The following is a 17,401-nucleotide window of genomic DNA, read 5'->3' as shown; positions in this document are numbered from 1 at the left end:
GGTTATGTCTGAAGTAGAGCTGAGCTGGCGGGATGAGTCGTTGGGTGCCCGTGTCCGCGTGGCCCTGTGGCTGCGTGACGAGGTGAAGGAAGGCGGGGTCTTCTCCAAGGCGTCGATCCGTGAGGCGATCAAGGGTACGGAGCAGGTGGACCGTCGCATGCGAGACCTGCGCCCTGCCGGCTGGGTGATCCTGACCTACCGCGACAAGCCCAGCCTCCAGCCGGACCAGCTCTACCTGGAGAAGATAGGGCAGCCTGTCTGGGAACCGGAGTACCGCGCGGCGGGGCTGCGCCAGATCAGTGCGAAGACCAGGCGCTACGTGTACGAGCGGGACGGTCACATGTGCCGTCGTTGCGGAGCGGCGGCGGGCGAGCGGTACGCGGACGACCCCGGTGCCCGTGCGCGGCTTACCCTCGGTCACGTGAACCCGCACAAGTCGGGTGGAGGCGGGAACGCCGAGGACCTGATCACGGAGTGCGCCCGGTGTAACGAAACGGTCAAGCACCTTACCGGTGTGCAGATGACCAAGGAGCAGGTCTGGGACCGGATGAAGGAACTCCCGCTCCAGGGCAAGCGTCATCTGCTGGCCTGGATGAAGGCGGACTTCCGGCCGCTGACTCCGGCGGAGAAGGCGTGGGGCATGTACCGGCAGCTCCCCGCCGCTGTGCGCGAGGAGCTGGAGGGGGACCTGGAAGCGCTCATGAAGAGCTGACTCCCGTGGTCCTCCAGCGGCGGTATCGCAGTCCCTGTCAGCCGGGGATGCGACACTTGCACGCGTGCAAGCAGCTTGCACGCGTGCAAACACCGCGCCTGGAGGAGTCCATGAGTACCACCGACCACAAGCTGACCTCGATCGAGATCTGCGCGGGTGCCGGTGGCCAAGCCGTTGGACTTCACCAGGCTGGCTTCCGGCACCTCGCGCTGGTTGAGATCGATAAGCACGCTGTGGAGACTCTGCGGCACAACATCGAGAACCGGCCGGGCTGGAGCTGGGAGAAGGAGCACTGCCTTGTCGTCGAAGGAGACGTCAAGGAGTTCCGCCCGCTTGAGCAGGTGCCGGCGCCTTCGGAGAGGGTTGAAGGAAACGGGCGGGGTGAACTGTCTGAAGACAGGGAAAAGGAACGCCTCAAGCCGCGCCAGCTTGATCTCCTGGCTGGAGGAGTTCCCTGCCCTCCATTCTCCTCTGCGGGAAAGCAGCTCGGGCGTGAGGATGAGCGGGATCTGTTTCCCAAGATGCTCGATCTCGTTGACGAGCTTCAGCCTCGCGCGGTCATGATTGAGAATGTGCGTGGCCTGCTGGAGCCCGAACGGAAGTTCCGTTACTACCGAAATCACATCAAGAACCGGCTCCGTAAGTCCGGTTACGTGATCTGCGGCTGGCGGGTTCTGCATGCCCAGGACTTCGGAGTTCCCCAGCTCCGTCCGCGTGCCATCCTGGTCGCTATTCGTGAAGACGAATACCGGGGGTTCTCCTGGCCTGAGCCGCAGGCGAAGATTGCGACTGTCGCGGAGAAGCTGAGCGAATCGATGGCGAAGAGGCTTGGGGGCGAGGGTTCTCCTCGTTTCCAGAGGTGGGTTGAAAGGGCGCGGCTGGGCACCGTGGCGCCCACCCTTGTCGGCGGTTCCAAGAAGCACGGGGGTGCGGATCTCGGTCCCACGAGGGCTAAGAAGGCGTGGGCCGCACTCGGTGTTGATGCCATGGGTGTGGCCAACGACGAGGACAAGATGGTCGACCCTGACCGTGATCTCGGAAACCTGGAACGGGGTCCTAAGCTCACTGTCACGCAAGCGGCCATTATCCAGGGTTTCCCTGAGGAATGGGAGTTCAGGGGCGGCGGGAAGACCGCACGCTACCGTCAGGTCGGCAACGCCTTTCCTCCGCCTGTCGCCGCAGCGGTTGGCGAGAGCATCCGGGAGGCACTCTCCAGGACAGGCCCGCTGCAGGAAGACCCCAGCCCGGAGTTTGAGCCGGAGGACGACCCGTCACTCGTCGCGCCGGAGCTTCCCCTCTAGCAGGCCCTTCCGCCGCTCCAGGACGGTGCGGAGCACGGTGCCTGCGCACTCCTCGGCGGGCTGGTGTTCCCAGAAGCGCAGAACTGTCCAGCCCGCTTCCGCCAGGCGCTGGTCGGTGTCCCGGTCGCGGGCCATATTGCCCGCGACCTTCTCCGACCAGTAGCCGGGATTCGTCTTCGGCGAGACGTAGTGCTCAGGACAGCCGTGCCAGTAACAACCGTCGACGAAGACAGCCACTTTTACCGGCCGGAAGACGATGTCCGCCGTGCGGCGCAGGTCCGGAAGGGGCCTGGCTGCCACTCGGTAGCGGAGCCCCTGCGCATGCAGCAGGCGGCGCAGAAGCCACTCCGGTTTGGTGTCCCGGCTCCGGATCGCCTGCATGTTGCGGCGTCTTCCTGCGGACGATGCCCAGGAACCCTCCGGCGGCACCCAGGGCTCGGCCTCCTTCAACTCTGTGCCTTTCTCGTGGGGGAAGAGCTACCCCTGTGAACCACCGTGGCACTTCCCGTACGTCTCCCCCGAGCCGCACCAGCACGCCTCGCCGCGGGCCGGCGGCCAGGCCGTCGCGCGGCCTCGGGCCGCGAGGGTGGTGGCGTACTGGGGGAGGAGGTCCGCGTTCGAGGGGTGGGTGGACTCCGAGGCGGCGAACGCCTCGTAGGAGGGGACCGTCGCGCGGACGACGCCCAGGTTCGGGGTGCCGGCCTGGGCGAGTTCGCGGAGGGACGCCTCCAGGTCGGTGAGGTGGGCCGTGTACGTGGGGTACTCGGCCTCCAGCTCCGGGTACGCCGCGAGCAGCTCGTCCAGTTCCGGCTCCGGCCAGTGGAGGACCGCGACCGGGAAGGGGCGGGAGAGGGCCGTGCGGTAGGTGCCCAGTTCGGAGCGGAGGCGGGCGATCTCGGCTCGGAGCTCCGCCGGGTCCTCCGAGCCGAGGGACCAGAGGCGCTTCGGGTCGTGGAGTTCGTCCAGGGGGACCGCCGCCGTGTGGAGCCGGTCCGCCCGGTCGTCCCAGTCGTCGTGCGGCAGCGCCAGCATCCTGCGCACCCGGTGCCGGGTCGTGATCAGGGACCGGGTCGCGTGGGGAAGCTCCTCCGGGGAGGCGGCCAGGAGCCTCGCCGCCTCCGTCAGGGTCGCCTCCGCCGCCTCCAGCTCGTCGTGGGCCTCCAGCGTCTCCGCCGCGATCTCCCACGGCGCCGCGTCCGCGGGCCGGGCCTCCCGGAGCCCGTCGATGATGGCGCGGGCCTCGGCCTCGTGCCCGTACTCCCACAGGTTCGCCGCCTTCAGCGCCCTGATCAGGTGCGGGTCGGCGGGCTCGGACGACAGGAGTTCGTCGTAGAGGGCCGTCGCGCCCGGGCGGTCGCCCGCCAGTTCCAGGTGGGCGGCGGCCCGGAGGGACAGGGGCTCCCGGTCACCCGGGTACTGCGCGGCGGTGCGCAGCAGGCGCTCGGCTTCGGCGGTGTGGGCGGCAGGCGTGTCGGGGCGCATGTGTCCCACCGTACTGCTGTACGGGTGCGGAGAGTTGGCGTGTCGGCGCTTCTCGTGTCCCGACGGCGGGACGGGGCAGGGCGGAACGGGGCGGGAGGCGGGAGCGTTCGCACCGGCCCCCGCGGGGCGCCCACCGCCGTCCGCCCGTCGCCGTCCACCGCCGCCCGTCGCCGTCCGCCCGTCGCCGCCCATCGCCGTCCGCCGCCGTCCGCCCGTCGCCGCCCATCGCCGTCCGCCGCCGTCCGCCCGTCGCCGCCCATCGCCGTCCGCCCACCGGGGACGCCCTCCCACGGCCCGGGGGCGAACCCGGAGACGAAGTCCGGGCACGGGCCCGGAGACAGGCCCGGAGGCGGACCCCGGCCCGGACGCGCCGGGCCGGACGGCGGCCCCCTTCCGCCCCGGCGCGCGGGACTAGGCTCGTCCGGTGATCAGACGCAGGCCCCAGCTCCTCTGGCTCCTCCTCCCGTACGTGCTGTTCGTCGTCGCCCTGCCGCTGGTGAACCGCGTCCCCCTGCTCGTCCTCTGGCTGCTCGGCGCGACCGTCCTCACCCCCTGCGCCGTCGCCCTCGCCCGGCGGAGGGACCGCCGGCCGTGAGCGTCTCCCTCGTCGTCCTCGGCGTCTCCCTGGTCCTCACCGTCGTCCTCGGACTCCTCGCCGCCCGCCGCCAGGAGGGCGGCGGCCTCGCCGGGTGGTCGGTCGGCGGCCGGTCCCTCGGGCCGGTCTTCATCTGGGTCCTGATGGCGGGGGAGGGGTACACCAGCTTCAGCTACCTCGGCGCCGCCGGGTGGGGGTACGACCACGGCGCCCCCGTCCTGTACGTCGTCGCCTACATGTCCTGCGGCTACGCCGTCGGTTACGTCGTCGGCCCCATGCTCTGGGGGTACGCCCGCAAGCACGGGCTCGTCGCCCTCAGCGACACGGCCGCCCACCGCTACCGCCGGCCCTGGCTCGGCGCGGCCGTCGCGGTCCTGGCGACCGTCTTCCTCCTGCCGTACATCCAGCTCCAGATCACCGGCATGGGCGTGGTCGTGTCCACGGTCTCGTACGGGAGGATCGGCCTCGGCCCCGCCTACTTCCTCGCCTTCGCCGTCACCACCGGCTTCGTCGTGGTCAGCGGGCTGCGCGGCAGCGCCTGGGTCTCCGTCCTCAAGGACTCCCTCGTCGTCCTCACCCTCGGGTTCCTCGCCGTGTACGTGCCCTTCCACTACTTCGGAGGGTTCGGAGAGTTCTTCGGGCGGCTCGTCGGGGAGAAGGGGGAGTGGCTGAGCCTGCCCGGTCACGGCGGCGAGCGGAGCGGGTACGGCGTCGGCTGGTTCGCCTCCACCACCGTCCTCAACTCCCTCACCGTCGTCATCTTCCCGACCACCGTCGCCGGCTACCTCGGCGCCCGCGACGCCGACGCCCTCCGCCGCAACGCCGTCTGGCTGCCCGCCTACAACGTCCTCCTCTTCGTCCCCATGCTGCTCGGCGCGGCCGCCCTCTTCGTCGTCCCCGGCCTCACCGGCGCCGAGTCGAACCTCGCCCTCCTCACGCTGGTCACCGACTCCCTGCCCGGCTGGGCCGTCGGCGTCGTCGGGGTCGCCGCCGCGCTCTCCTCGATCGTGCCGATGGCCGTCTTCATGCTGGTCATCGGCACCATGTGGGGGCGGAGCGTGTTCGGTCTCGTGCCCCGGCTGCGCGCCCGCGAGAAGGGGCTGTCCCAGCTCGTCGTGGTCGCCGCCGGGACCCTGGCCCTCGTCCTCACCTACACCGCGCCGAACACCCTCGTCCGCCTTTCCCTCATCTCGTACGAAGGGATGGCGCAGCTCCTGCCGCTGCTGTTGCTGGGGCTCGTGTGGCGCCGGATGTCCCTGGTGGGCGGGGTGTGCGGGCTCGTGGTCGGGGTCGCGATCGTCTGCGGCCTCGTCTTCTCGGGGAACGATCCCTTCCTGGGCGTCAACGCGGGGCTCCTCGCCCTCGTCGCCAACCTCGCCGTCGCCGTTCCCGTCAGCCTGCTCGGACGGCCGGGCGGCGGGGACGCGGACGACGACCGGCCGGACGAGGACGTCCTCGCCCTGGAGGAGTTCACCGACGCCGCCCTGCCCCTGGCCGGCCGGGGGAGAACGGCCCCGGGAGCGGGAACTTCCGTCCCCGGCCGCACGTCTTCCCGGTGAGCGGCCCCGGCCACGGGGACACGGCCGCCACACCGCGACATGCCGGTACGGCGGCACCGGGACACCGAGGGGGTGACGGGATGACGGCCAGGAGTCTGGTCCTGCGGACCGCCGCGCCCCTGTTCTTCCTGCTCGCCCTCGCCGGGCTGCTCCTCTCCGACGGCCTGGGCGCCGCCGCCGGGGCCGGTGTCTCCGCCGCCGTCGCCCTCGCCGCGGTCCGTGTCGTCCGCGCCCTCTCCGGGGTCCGTACGGCTCCGGCCGTGCCGTCCGCCGCCGTCCGGACCGCCATCCGCGACCGCGAGCGGCGCACCGCCTTCCTGCCGCAGCGCGATCCCGACGCCTCCGGGCGCCGCAGACCCCGGGCTCCCGGCCGTCCCCTCCCGACGGCCGCGTAGGGAGCTCCCGGGGACCCCCGCAGGAACCCCTCGCGCGGATCCGTCATGCCGAGAAACACCTCTCCCCGGCACGACGAGACCCCACGGAGGGCTCCCCCATGTCCGCGCTCCTGTCCCTGTTCGCCACCCTGGTCGAGCGGCTCGCCGAGCTGCTCCAGCCGCTCTTCGCCACCACCGCCACCGCCGCCGCGATCGTCCTCTTCACCGCGCTCGTACGGCTCGCCGTCCACCCGCTCTCCCGGGCCGCCGCACGCGGCCAGAAGGCCCGCACCCGCATCGCCCCGCAGCTCGCCGCGCTCCGCGAGAAGCACGCCGAGGACCCCGAGCGGCTCAGGAAGGCGATCCTGGAGCTGCACGCGGAGGAGAAGGTCTCCCCCTTCGCCGGCATCCTGCCCGCCCTGCTCCAGGCACCCGCCTTCCTCCTCATGTACCACCTGTTCTCCGGCGACCGGATGGCCGGGCACGCCCTCTTCGCCGCCCCGCTCGGCGACCGCTGGGCCGACGCCCTCTCCCACGGCGGCGCGTTCGGTCCGGCCGGACAGGTCTACCTCGTCCTGTTCGCGCTCGTCGCCGCCGTCGCGGCCTTCGGCTACCGCCACGGCAAGCGGCAACTCGCCGCCCAGCCCCTCGACCTCGGGCAGCCCACCCCCGGCGCGGCCGCGATCACCAAGGTGATGCCGCTGCTCTCCTTCGCCACCCTGATCACGGTCGCCGTCGTCCCGCTCGCCGCCGCTCTCTACGTCGTCACCAGCACCGCCTGGACCGTCGTCGAACGCGCCTTCCTCTTCAGCGCGGAGGAGCACTCCGGCGCCCCTGCTACTCGCGCGTAAGGGTCCACAGCGTGAACGGGGTCTTGCAGCGGGCCCCGTTCTCTTGGAGGATCGGCCAATCCTCCGATGGCCGCACTCCATCGGCCGGGGCACCCCGGGGCCCTTCGCGGCCCCACCTCGACCACAGGGAGAAGACCATGAAACTGCTGCGTGTCGGACCGCCCGGAGCCGAGCGTCCCGCCCTCCTCGACCAGGGCGGAACGCTCCGCGACCTGTCCGCCCTCGTCGACGACGTCGACGGCGGTCTGCTCTCCGACGCCCCGGCCCTCGACCGGATCCGCGCCGCGGCCGGCGCCGGGGTGCTGCCGCCGCTCGACGCCACCGGGCTGCGCGTCGGCCCGCCCGTCGGCCGGATCGGCAAGGTCGTGTGCATCGGGCTCAACTACCACGGCCACGCGGCGGAGACCGGCGCGGCCGTCCCCGCCGAGCCCGTCGTCTTCCTCAAGGCCGCCGACACCGTCGTCGGGCCCGACGACACCGTGCTCGTACCGCGCGGCTCGGTGAAGACCGACTGGGAGGTGGAGCTGGCCGTCGTCATCGGCCGCACCGCCCGTTACCTGGAGACCGACGAGCAGGCGCTCGCGCACGTCGCCGGGTACGCCGTCGCCCACGACGTCTCCGAGCGCGAGTTCCAGATCGAGCGCGGCGGCACCTGGGACAAGGGCAAGAACTGCGAGACCTTCAACCCGCTCGGCCCCTGGCTGGTCACCGCCGACGAGGTGCCCGACCCGCAGGCGCTCTCCCTCCGGCTCTGGGTCAACGGCGAGCTGCGGCAGGACGGCCACACCTCGGACCAGATCTTCCCGGTCGCGGAGGTCGTGCGGTACGTCAGCCGGTTCATGACCCTGTACCCGGGGGACGTCATCAACACCGGTACGCCCGCCGGCGTCGCCCTGGGGCAGCCGGAGCCCAAGCCGTACCTGCGCCCCGGCGACGTGGTCGAGCTGGAGATCGACGGGCTCGGGCGGCAGCGCCAGGAACTCAAGGGCGCCTGACCGGGCGGCGGGGGCCCGGCCGGCGGGTTCCCGCGAGGCCGGCCGGCCGGGTCCCCCCGGGGCCACCCGGCCGGCGGGACCTCAGAGGGCCACCGTGATCCCCTCGCGGGCCGACCGCCGCGCCGCCTCCAGGACGTCGAGGGCGGCGGCCGCCTCGTGCGCGGTGACCGGGTTCCCGCCGGTCCCGCGCAGGGCGGCGGCGACGGCCGCGTAGTACGCCGGGTAGTCGCCGGGCAGCGACTCGACCGGGGTGCCGCCGCCGGTCACCGGGGACTCCCCGGCGCCGATCCGGCCCCACAGCTCCTCCGGCTCCACGCCCCAGGCCGCGCCGGGGACGGGCCGCTTCCCCTCGCGCAGGGCGGCCTCCTGGGGGTCGAGTCCGTACTTCACGAAGCCCGCGCGCTGCCCGAGCACCCGGAAGCGGGGGCCGAGCTGGGCGGCGGTGGCGCTCATGTACAGGTGGGAGCGGACGCCGTTCGCGTGGGTGAGCGCGAGGAAGGTGTCGTCGTCGGCCTCGGCCCCCGGCCGGCGCACGTCCGACTCGGCGTACACCGAGACCACCGGCCCGAAGAGGACGAGGGCCTGGTCGACCACGTGGCTGCCCAGGTCGTACAGGAGCCCGCCGATCTCCTCCGGCGCGCCGGACTCGCGCCAGCCGCCCTTGGGCTTCGGGCGCCAGCGCTCGAAGCGGGACTCGAAGCGCTGGACCTCGCCGAGGGCGTCCTCGTCGAGGAGGCGGCGCAGGGTGCGGAAGTCGTTGTCCCAGCGGCGGTTCTGGAAGACGGAGAGCAGCAGTCCCCGCTCCTCGGCGAGGGCGGCGAGCCCGCGCGCCTCGGCCGCGGTCCCCGCGAGCGGCTTGTCCACGACGACGGGGAGGCCCGCCTCCAGGGCGGCCGTGGCGACCTCGACGTGCGTCTTGTTGGGGGAGGCGACGACGACCAGGTCCAGCTCCTCCGCACCGGGCGCCCACAGCTCCTCGGGCGCGGCGGCCACCCGTACGCCCGGGTGGGCGGCGCGGGCCTCGGCGGCCCGTTCCGGGTTGCCGGTGGTCACGGCGGAGAGGACGAGGTCCCCGGAGGCGGCGATCAGCGGGGCGTGGAAGACGGAGCCCGCGAGGCCGTAGCCGACGAGCCCGACGCGGAGGGGGGTGCGGGGGGCGGTGTCCGTACGGCCCCCGGTGGCGATCGTCTTGTCGGTGCCAGTCATGTTCCTCACTTAAGCAACGCTGTTGCCGAAGTGCAAGCGACGGCGACAATGGGGGCGTGAAGAAGGACCTGGGCGGAGTGAACGTACCGGCGCTGCGCAGCCACAACGCCGCGCTCGTGCTCGACCTGCTGCGCGCGGCGGGGGAGGCGGGGATCAGCCGCCTGGAGCTGGCCGGGCGGACCGGGCTCACCCCGCAGGCCGTCAGCAAGATCACCGGGCGCCTCCGGGCCGGGGGCCTGGCGGCGGAGGCGGGCCGGCGCGCCTCGACCGGCGGCAAACCCGCCACGGTCCTGCGCCTGGTGCCCTCCGCCGCGTACGCCGTCGGCGTCCACCTCGACCGCGACGAGCTGACCACCCTCCTGACCGACCTCGCGGGCACGGTCGTGGCCCTGCGCCGCCGCCCGCTGGACCTGGGGGCGGGGGCGGGGCCGGTTCTGGACGCGGTGACGGGGGAGGTGCGGGCGCTGCTTGAGGGCGGGGCGGGCGGCGGTCCCGTGGGCGGTACGGGGGCCTTTCCCGGTGCCGGCGCCGGGGGCGATGGAGGGACGGACCCGGGGGCGGCCGGGAGGGGCGCGGGGGCCGTTCCGGGCGCCGGGGCCGTGCTGGGGGCCGGGGCCGGGGCCGTGCTGGGGGTCGGGGCCGCCATGCCCGGACCGCTGGACCACCGGGCCGGGGTGCCCGGCCGGGTCACGGGCTTCCCGCAGTGGGCCGGGCACCCGGTCCGCGAGGAACTGGCCCGGCGCCTCGGACTGCCCGTCGTCCTCGACAAGGACACCAACGCCGCCGCCCTCGGCCTCGCCGTGCACCCCGGCGCCCCGGACTCGTTCGCCTACGTGCACCTCGGTACGGGGCTCGGCGCCGGCCTCGTCCTCGGCGGCGCGCCGCTGCGCGGGGACAGGACGGGAGCGGGCGAACTGGGCCACCAGACCGTGCAGCTCGACGGGCCGCCCTGCGCCTGCGGCGGGCGCGGCTGCCTGGAGGTCCTCTGCCTGGCGGCGGTCGCGCGCGGCGAACCGGCCGGGGCCGCGCGGATCCTGGGCGCGGGCGCCGCCAATCTCGTACGGCTCCTCGACATCGACCAGGTCCTCCTGGGCGGCCGGGTGGTGCGCGCCGCGCCGGAGACGTTCGCGGACGGGGTCCGGGGGGTCCTCTCCGGGCTCGGCCTGACGACCCGGGTGGCCGTCGTGCCGGGGCGGGACGCGGTGGCGGAGGGGGCGGCGTGGCTGATCCTGGCGCCGGTCTTCGGGAAGGAGGGCGGGCCCGCCGGCCGGGCAGGTCCGACGATCGGACCATAGGCTGATCGGCGGATCTTCCGGTCCTTCCGGAGCAGCCCCCGCCGCCACCGCTCGCCCCGCCCGTCGCCGGCTGGAAGTGTCACGGCCGACGACCCCTGCCCGCGAGCAGCAAAGGCACCGGCCCCATGGCATCCGCCCCCCTGCGACTGCGCAGCGTCCGTGCCGTGACCGTGGCGGCCGCCGTGGCGACGGCCCCCCTGATCCTCACGGCTCCCGTCCCGGCGACGGCGGTTCCCGCTCCCTCGACGGTGGCCCCCGCCGTGGCGACAGCGGCCCCCACCCCCGCAACGGCGGCTCCGGGGCCGGGCGGTACGGCCTCGGGCGGTACGGCTCCGGGCGGTACGGCTCCGGGCCCGGGAGCGACGGCCCCCGCGCTCGCCCCGGAGGCCCCGGCCGCTCCCGCCGTCCCCGCCCCCGACCCGTCCACTCCCGCCTGCGGCACTCCGGACGACACCGGCTTCCCGCTGGCCACCCGGATGCACGGCGGCCCCGCCTCCTACGCGGCGGGCGGCCCCTTTCAGGAGTGGGAACTCGAACTCACGAACACCACCGGGGCCCCCTGCTCGGGCATCCACCCGGTGCTCGTGCTCACCGACCGGGACCGGGTCCTGCACCCGGAGCGGATCCGTTTCGAGTTCTACGACGCCGGGGCCGCGCGCTGGCAGCCGGTGTCCTTCGAGGCGACCGACGAGGCGGAGAACGTGGGCGTGTTCACCGACTTCGGCGGTTTCTCGGTGCCCGCCGGCCGGACCCTCGCCGTCCCCGTGCGGCTGGCCTTCGGAGCGGAGACGGCCCCCGGCGAGGTCGTGGTCAACACGGCGATCGTCCAGCGCCAGGGCGCGGACGGGGACTGGATCGGCGAGTCCGGCGACTACCGCCTGACCATCGGCCCTCCCGCCCCGGGCACGCGGACCGCCCCCGGAGACCCCTCCTTCCCGGCCGCCCCGGCCTCCCCCTCCGTGCCGTCCGTACCCGCCGTCCCGGCCTCTCCCACCGCGCCGTCCGTACCCGCCGTCCCGGCCTCCCCCGCCGCCCCATTCGTACCCGCCGCCCCGGCCGAGTCCGCCGGAACCACCGGGTCCGCCGCGCCGACCGCCCCGGCCGCACCCGCCACGTCCCCCGTCAGGCCGGCCGAACCGTCCTCGTCCTTCCCACCCGCCACCTCCGCCCCGGCCTCCCCGCCCGCCGCCTCCGCCCCGCCGTCCCCACCCCTGCCCGGGAGGACGACCGCTCCCGCGCCGCCCGACCGGCCGGCCGCCCCTCTCCCCGAACTCGCCCACACCGGAAGCAAGTCGAAGGAGCGGGGCCGGGCCCTCGCGCCGATCGCCGTCGCCCTGGTCCTGCTCGGCGCCGCCCTCTTCCGCGCGGGCCGCCGGAACGGCCACCCACGGAGCTGAACCCGGCCGCCCCGAAGCCCCCACCGTCCCGGGGCCCCACCGCCCCGAAGCCCCCACCGTCCGGGGGCCCACCATCCCGAAGCCCCACCATCCCGAAGCCCCACCGCCCCGGGGCCCCGCCACCCCGAAGCCCCGCACCGCCGGGTCACCCTCCGTACACCTCCCCGTTCACCCCCGTCTGCGACCATCCCCCGGTGAACTACCAGACCACGCCCGGCGCCCCCGTCCGTTCCGGTATCCCCGAGCACGGCCGCGTCCCCAAGTACTACGCCGTCAAGGCCAGGATCGCCGTGATGGTGGACGAGTTGGGGGAGGGCGGGCGGCTCCCCACCGAACGCGACCTCGCCGTCCGGTACGAGGTGTCCCGCGAGACCGTCCGGCAGGCGCTCCGGGAACTCCTCCTGGAAGGGCGCCTGCGCCGCCGGGGCCGGGGCACGGTCGTGGCGGGTCCCAAGCTGGAACAGCCCCTCTCGCTCGCCAGCTACACGGAGGGCGTGCGCCGTCAGGGCCGCCGCCCCGGCCGCGGCCTGATCTCGCTCGACCGCTTCCCCTGCCCGGAGGCGCTGGCCCCCGAGGTCGGCGCCGAGCGGGGCGAACCCGTCTGGCACATGGAGCGGGTGCTGCTCGCCGACGACGAGCGGGTCGGCCTGGAGAGCACGTACGTCTCCGTGGCCCGCGCTCCCCGTCTGGACACCGACTTCGACCCGGACTCCTCCTTCTACTCCTACCTCCACGACCGGCTCGGCATCTCCTTCGGGGACGCCGACGAACGGATCGAGACCGTCCTCGCGACCCCGCGCGAGGCGCTTCTGATCGGCACGCCGCCCGCCCTGCCGATGCTGCTGCTGCACCGTGTCTCCCGGGACACCACCGGTCGCCCCCTGGAACGGGTCCGCACCCTCTACCGGGGCGACCGCTTCAGCTTCACGGCCCGCCTGGGACGCCAGGACTGACCGGACCGCGACCCGGAAGCCCCGACCGCATAACGAAAAGGTAACGGGTCTGGTCCAACCTTGTCGGGCCGTTCACCGTCCCGTCGTCCACCGGCCCCGCCCGGGTCATCCGTCCCCGCGACCGTCGTCGTCATGAAGGTGATCGTCGTAGGAGCCGGCGTGGTGGGAACCATGCACGCCTGGCACGCAGTGGAACGCGGCCACGAGGTCGTACACATCGAGCGCGAGGCCGAGGCGCGCGGGGCCTCCCTCCGCAACTTCGGCCAGATCTGGGTGAGCGGCCGGGCCGGCGGGGAGGAGCTGGAGACCGCCCTGCGCGCCCGGGAACTCTGGGAGGGCATCGGCGCCCGCGTCCCCGGGATCGGCTTCCGGGCCAACGGCTCCCTCACCCCCGTGCGGAACGACCTCGAACGCGCCGTCGCCGAGGCCGCCGTGGCCCGCCCCGACGCCGCCGCCCGCGGCTACGAGCTGCTCACGGCCGACGAGGCCCGCGCGGTCAACCCCGCCCTGCGCGGAACGTTCGACGCCGCGCTCCGGTGCGAACGGGACGCCGCCGTCGAGCCCCGCACCGCACAGCTCGCCCTCCGCGAGGCCCTCCTCGCCACCGGCCGCTACGCCTTCCTCCCGAACCGCGAGGTCCGGGACGTCGTCACCGCCGACGGGACCGGGTCCAGCGGCGTCCGCGACGACCGGGGCGAGACCCACACCGGCGACGCCGTCGTCCTGTGCACCGGCGCCTGGCTCTCCGGCCTCGTCCGCGAGGTCGCCGGGGAGATCCCGGTCCGCCGGGTCCGGCTCCAGATGATGCAGACCGACCCCCTCGGGGAGCCGCTGACCACCTCCGTCGCCGACGCGGACTCCTTCCGCTACTACCCGGCCTACGCCTCCGGGGCCCTGGACGCCCTCGAAGCGGGCCAGGCGCAGGACCCCGTCGCCGCCGCCCACCGGATGCAGCTGCTCATGGTGCAGCGCCTCGACGGCGGACTGACCATCGGCGACACCCACGAGTACGAGCACCCCTTCGCCTTCGACACCCTCGAAGACCCCTACGAGCACCTGACCCGGGTCGTGGAGTCCTTCCTCGGCCGCCCGCTGCCGAGGATCCGGCGCCGCTGGGCCGGGGTGTACGCGCAGTGCGCCGACACCACCCGGGTCGTGCACCGCCAGAAGGTCGGCGAGGGCGTGTGGCTGGTGACCGGGCCCGGCGGCCGGGGCATGACCTGCTCGCCCGCCGTCGCCGAGACGACCGCGAACGAACTGGGCTGGTGAATCCCGTGACCACGCAGAACCCGAAGGCCCCCCTGAACCTCGTCGTCCTCGACATGGCCGGCACCACCGTCGCCGACGACGGCCTGGTCGAGCAGGCGTTCACCGTCGCCGCCGAACGCCTCGGCGAGGACCCGGCCGCCATGATCGGCCACGTCCGCGCCACCATGGGCGAGTCCAAGATCTCCGTCTTCCGCCACCTCCTCGGCGGCGACGAACAGCGCGCGCAACGGGCCAACCTCGCCTTCGAGGAGGCGTACGGGGAGCTCGTCGCCGACGGCAGGATCGCCCCGCTCCCCGGCGCCGCCGAGACGATCACCGCCCTCCGGGAGCAGGGCAGGACCGTCGTCCTCACCACCGGCTTCGCCCGGGTCACCCAGGACGCCATCCTCGACGCCCTCGGCTGGCGCGACCTCGTCGGCCTCACCCTCTGCCCGGCCGACACCGGCGGCCGGGGCCGCCCGTACCCCGACATGGTCCTCGGCGCCTTCCTCCGCACCGGCGCGGTGGACGACGTGCGGCGGATCGTGGTCGCCGGCGACACCTCGTACGACATGCTCTCCGGGGTCCGCTCCGGCGCCGGGATCGTCGCGGGCGTCCTGACCGGCGCCCACGGCGAGGCCGCGCTCACGGAGCACGGCGCCACCCGCGTCCTCGCCTCCGTCGCGGAACTGCCGGAGCTGATACGGGAGTACGAGGCATGACCAGCGGCATCCGCTTCGACGCCGTCTCCGTCGCCTACGGCTCCACCACCGTCCTCGACTCCCTCGACCTGACGGTGGAGCCCGGCGAGGTCATGGCCCTCCTCGGCCCCTCCGGCTCCGGCAAGACGACCGCGCTGCGCGCCGTCGCCGGGTTCGTCCGGCCGGTCTCCGGACGCGTGTTCATCGGGGACCGGGACGTCACCGACCTGCCGCCGTACCGGCGGGGGATCGGCATGGTCGTCCAGCAGTACGCCCTCTTCCCCCACCTCAGGGTGGACGCCAACGTGGCCTTCGGGCTCAAGGCGCGGAAGGTGCCGAAGGCCGAGATCCCCGGCCGGGTCGCCGAGGCCCTGGAGATGACCGGCATGGCGGCCTACGCCCGCCGCCACCCCCGGGAGCTCTCCGGCGGCCAGCAGCAGCGCGTCGCCATCGCCCGCGCCCTCGCCATCCGCCCCGACGTCCTCCTCCTGGACGAACCGCTCTCGGCGCTCGACGCCCAGCTGCGCTCCGGCATGCTGGCCGAACTCGCCCGGCTCCACCGCGAGCTGCCGGACGTGTCGATCCTGTACGTCACCCACGACCAGGTCGAGGCGCTGACCCTCGCGGACCGGATCGCCGTCATGGACCGGGCCAGGCTCCGGGACTGCGGCACCCCGCAGGACCTGTACCGCAGGCCCCGCACCGGGTTCACCGCCTCCTTCGTCGGCAACGCCAACCTGCTGCCGGTGACGGTGGGCGCGGACGGGGTGGCCTTCGCGGGCACGGAGCTGAAGGTCGCCACCGGGGGAGCCGCCCCCGGCGCGGGCGCCACCCTCTGCGTCCGCCCCCACCTCGTCGGCCTGGGGGAGGGACCGAACGCCCTGCGGGGCCGGATCGCCGAGGTCCAGTGGCGCGGCTCCACCCACCGGCTGTACGTGGAGGTGGACGGCCACCGGGTGAAGGCGGACGTGCGGGAGCTGCGGGAGACCCCGGCGCTCGGCACCGAGGTCACCCTGCACTTCGCCCCCGACGACGCGGTCCTCCTGGCGGCGGGGGTGACCGGTGACTAGCACCCTCACCCCCGCCGCCCCCGCCGCCCCGGCGGGCGTCCCGGCCGCGCCCGGGACGCGGGCCCCCCGTACCGTCCCCGCCTGGGTGTGGGCCCTGCCGCCCGTCGCCGTCCTCGGCCTCGTGTTCCTCTACCCGCTCGCCCTCGTCGTCCAGGAGTCCCTGGAGCCCGGCGCGTACGCCCGGGTCTTCGCCTCGGCGTCCTTCCGCGACGCCCTCGTCACCACCGTCTGGCTCGCCGTCGCCTCCACCGCCGGCTGCCTGGTGCTCGGCTTCGTCCTCGCGCTCGTCATCGCGTTCGTGCCCTTCCCCGGCGCGAAGGCGGTGGCGAAGTTCGTCGACGTCTTCCTCTCCTTCCCGTCCTTCCTCGTCACGCTCGCCCTGCTCTTCCTCTACGGCACGGTCGGCATGGCCAACGGGCTCTGGACCGGCGTCACCGGCGCCGCCACCGGGCCCTTCCGGTTCCTGACCACTCCGTGGGGCGTCCTGCTCGCCGAGATCACGTACTTCACCCCCTTCGTGATGCGGCCCCTGCTCGCCGCCTTCTCGCAGCTCGACACGGCCCAGCTGGAGGTGGCGTCCTCGCTCGGCGCCCGGCCGGCGCGGATCGTCCGGCAGGTGATCCTGCCCGAGGCGCTGCCCGCGCTCGCGGCCGGCGGCAGCCTCGTCCTCGTCCTGTGCCTGAACGAGTTCGGGATCGTCCTCTTCACCGGCGCCAAGGGCGTCACGACCCTCCCGACGCTCGTCTACGGCAAGGCGATCCTCGAATCCGACTACGCCGCCGCCTGCGTCGTCGCCGTCGTCAACGTCGCCCTCTCCGTGGGCCTCTACACCCTCTACCGGGGGGTGAGCCGCCGTGCTGGTGCATAGCCGTACGGGCCGCTGGACGGCCTGGGCCCTGTTCGCGGTCCTCTTCGTGCCGCTCTTCGCCCTGCCGCTCCTCGTCGTCCTCGCCGCCTCCTTCTCCACCCACTGGTCCGGCACCCTCCCCTCCGGGCCCACCACCGTCCACTACGCGGCGGCCGTGCGCGGCGAATCCCTCCGGGCCCTCACCACCAGCCTGGCCACGGCCGTCGCCGCGAGCCTGGTCGCGCTGACCGCCGGCACCTGGGCCGCGCTCGCCGCGGCGGCCCTCGGCAGGCGCGGCGGGCGGATCATGGGCGCGCTGTTCGTCCTGCCGGTCGCCGTCCCGTCGGTGGTGGTCGGCCTCGCCGTCCTCGTCGCCTTCTCCCGGCCGCCGGTGCTCCTCAACGGCACCCGCTGGATCGTGATCCTCGCCCACACCGTGCTCGTCACCGCCTTCGCGTACCAGTCGGTCACGGCCGCGATCCGGCGTCTTGACCCGGTGTACGAGCAGGCGGCGGCCGGTCTCGGCGCCCGCCCCGCGTACGTGCTGTTCCGGGTGAGGCTCCCGCTCCTGCTGCCGTCCCTGAACGCGGCGGCCGGGCTCTGCTTCGCCCTCTCCATGGGCGAGCTGAGCGCCACGACGATGCTCTACCCGCCGGACTGGACGCCGCTCCCGGTGCTCGTCTTCACCGCCACGGACCGGGGCTCGCTCTTCACCGGCTCGGCCCTCGCCGTGGTCCTCATGACCACGACCCTGCTCGTCCTGCTCGCCGTCTCCCGCATCCGCACCAAAGCCTCGTACCGCTAGGAGAGAACAA

Annotated in this window: 18 protein-coding genes; 15 read left to right on the top strand and 3 right to left on the bottom strand. The window is 74.0% G+C overall.

Annotated elements, in window-relative coordinates; genetic code table 11:
• Positions 1 to 4 precede the first annotated feature (4 nt).
• Positions 5 to 712 (top strand): HNH endonuclease, encoded by a 708-nt coding sequence (locus ACZ6AQ_RS12785; RefSeq protein ID WP_468759654.1) that lies wholly within the window; start codon positions 5 to 7, stop codon positions 710 to 712.
• 110 nt (positions 713 to 822) lie between these two features.
• On the top strand, positions 823 to 2,013 hold the full coding sequence (locus ACZ6AQ_RS12780) for a DNA cytosine methyltransferase (protein ID WP_468759652.1): 1,191 nt from the start codon (positions 823 to 825) through the stop codon (positions 2,011 to 2,013).
• Here ACZ6AQ_RS12780 and ACZ6AQ_RS12775 read toward each other — a convergent pair.
• On the bottom strand, positions 1,984 to 2,442 hold the full coding sequence (locus tag ACZ6AQ_RS12775; protein WP_468759828.1) for a very short patch repair endonuclease: 459 nt from the start codon (positions 2,440 to 2,442) through the stop codon (positions 1,984 to 1,986). The genes ACZ6AQ_RS12780 and ACZ6AQ_RS12775 overlap by 30 nt on opposite strands.
• A 48-nt stretch (positions 2,443 to 2,490) precedes the next feature.
• Positions 2,491 to 3,495, bottom strand: a complete 1,005-nt coding sequence (locus ACZ6AQ_RS12770) for an SEC-C domain-containing protein (protein ID WP_468759651.1) — start codon at positions 3,493 to 3,495, stop codon at positions 2,491 to 2,493.
• Positions 3,496 to 3,919: 424 nt separating this feature from the next.
• Between ACZ6AQ_RS12770 and ACZ6AQ_RS12765 the strand changes: the two genes are divergently transcribed.
• From ACZ6AQ_RS12765 to ACZ6AQ_RS12745, 5 genes are all read left to right on the top strand, one after another.
• Positions 3,920 to 4,090, top strand: a complete 171-nt coding sequence (locus tag ACZ6AQ_RS12765) for a hypothetical protein (protein ID WP_468759649.1) — start codon at positions 3,920 to 3,922, stop codon at positions 4,088 to 4,090.
• Complete coding sequence (locus ACZ6AQ_RS12760; protein ID WP_468759648.1) at positions 4,087 to 5,649, top strand: sodium:solute symporter family protein; 1,563 nt, start codon at positions 4,087 to 4,089, stop codon at positions 5,647 to 5,649. Before ACZ6AQ_RS12765 ends, ACZ6AQ_RS12760 begins: the two co-directional genes overlap by 4 nt.
• A gap of 80 nt (positions 5,650 to 5,729) precedes the next feature.
• Positions 5,730 to 6,044: a DUF6412 domain-containing protein gene (locus ACZ6AQ_RS12755; RefSeq protein WP_468759647.1), complete on the top strand. Its 315-nt coding sequence runs from the start codon at positions 5,730 to 5,732 to the stop codon at positions 6,042 to 6,044.
• A gap of 98 nt (positions 6,045 to 6,142) precedes the next feature.
• On the top strand, positions 6,143 to 6,874 hold the full coding sequence (locus tag ACZ6AQ_RS12750) for a YidC/Oxa1 family membrane protein insertase (protein WP_468759646.1): 732 nt from the start codon (positions 6,143 to 6,145) through the stop codon (positions 6,872 to 6,874).
• 137 nt (positions 6,875 to 7,011) lie between these two features.
• Positions 7,012 to 7,869 (top strand): fumarylacetoacetate hydrolase family protein, encoded by an 858-nt coding sequence (locus ACZ6AQ_RS12745; RefSeq protein ID WP_468759644.1) that lies wholly within the window; start codon positions 7,012 to 7,014, stop codon positions 7,867 to 7,869.
• An 81-nt stretch (positions 7,870 to 7,950) separates the two neighbouring features.
• On the opposite strand, the gene ACZ6AQ_RS12740 is transcribed toward ACZ6AQ_RS12745, so the two are convergent.
• Complete coding sequence (locus ACZ6AQ_RS12740) at positions 7,951 to 9,075, bottom strand: Gfo/Idh/MocA family protein (protein ID WP_468759642.1); 1,125 nt, start codon at positions 9,073 to 9,075, stop codon at positions 7,951 to 7,953.
• A gap of 56 nt (positions 9,076 to 9,131) precedes the next feature.
• Here ACZ6AQ_RS12740 and ACZ6AQ_RS12735 point away from each other — a divergent pair, with 56 nt between their 5' ends.
• The 8 genes from ACZ6AQ_RS12735 to ACZ6AQ_RS12700 all read left to right on the top strand — a co-directional run bounded on the left by ACZ6AQ_RS12735 (position 9,132) and on the right by ACZ6AQ_RS12700 (position 17,391).
• Positions 9,132 to 10,370, top strand: coding sequence for an ROK family transcriptional regulator (locus ACZ6AQ_RS12735; RefSeq protein WP_468759641.1), 1,239 nt, complete (start codon positions 9,132 to 9,134; stop codon positions 10,368 to 10,370).
• Between the two features lie 125 nt (positions 10,371 to 10,495).
• Positions 10,496 to 11,767, top strand: a complete 1,272-nt coding sequence (locus ACZ6AQ_RS12730; protein ID WP_468759640.1) for a hypothetical protein — start codon at positions 10,496 to 10,498, stop codon at positions 11,765 to 11,767.
• Positions 11,768 to 11,961: 194 nt separating this feature from the next.
• Entirely contained in the window at positions 11,962 to 12,720 is a 759-nt protein-coding gene (locus ACZ6AQ_RS12725; RefSeq protein WP_468759639.1) for a GntR family transcriptional regulator, read from the top strand.
• Between the two features lie 132 nt (positions 12,721 to 12,852).
• Positions 12,853 to 13,989: a TIGR03364 family FAD-dependent oxidoreductase gene (locus tag ACZ6AQ_RS12720; RefSeq protein WP_468759637.1), complete on the top strand. Its 1,137-nt coding sequence runs from the start codon at positions 12,853 to 12,855 to the stop codon at positions 13,987 to 13,989.
• 5 nt (positions 13,990 to 13,994) lie between these two features.
• A complete protein-coding gene (locus ACZ6AQ_RS12715; RefSeq protein ID WP_468759636.1) occupies positions 13,995 to 14,690 on the top strand; it encodes a phosphonatase-like hydrolase in 696 nt (231 codons plus the stop codon).
• Positions 14,687 to 15,739 carry an ABC transporter ATP-binding protein gene (locus tag ACZ6AQ_RS12710; RefSeq protein ID WP_468759634.1) on the top strand — a complete coding sequence of 351 codons (1,053 nt, stop codon included), beginning with the start codon at positions 14,687 to 14,689 and terminating at the stop codon, positions 15,737 to 15,739. The genes ACZ6AQ_RS12715 and ACZ6AQ_RS12710 overlap by 4 nt, the downstream gene beginning before the upstream one ends.
• The gene (locus tag ACZ6AQ_RS12705) at positions 15,732 to 16,607 is read left to right on the top strand and encodes a 2-aminoethylphosphonate ABC transporter permease subunit (protein ID WP_468759632.1); all 876 of its coding nucleotides are present in this window, start codon (positions 15,732 to 15,734) and stop codon (positions 16,605 to 16,607) included. The genes ACZ6AQ_RS12710 and ACZ6AQ_RS12705 overlap by 8 nt, the downstream gene beginning before the upstream one ends.
• Positions 16,594 to 17,391 (top strand): ABC transporter permease, encoded by a 798-nt coding sequence (locus tag ACZ6AQ_RS12700; protein WP_468759630.1) that lies wholly within the window; start codon positions 16,594 to 16,596, stop codon positions 17,389 to 17,391. The genes ACZ6AQ_RS12705 and ACZ6AQ_RS12700 overlap by 14 nt, the downstream gene beginning before the upstream one ends.
• The last annotated feature ends 10 nt before the right edge of the window (positions 17,392 to 17,401 follow it).

It is taken from the genome of Streptomyces sp. NPDC041191, assembly GCF_055591945.1.
Note: the sequence above shows the minus strand (reverse complement) of the source record. Positions and strands in the feature narration are given on the sequence as shown.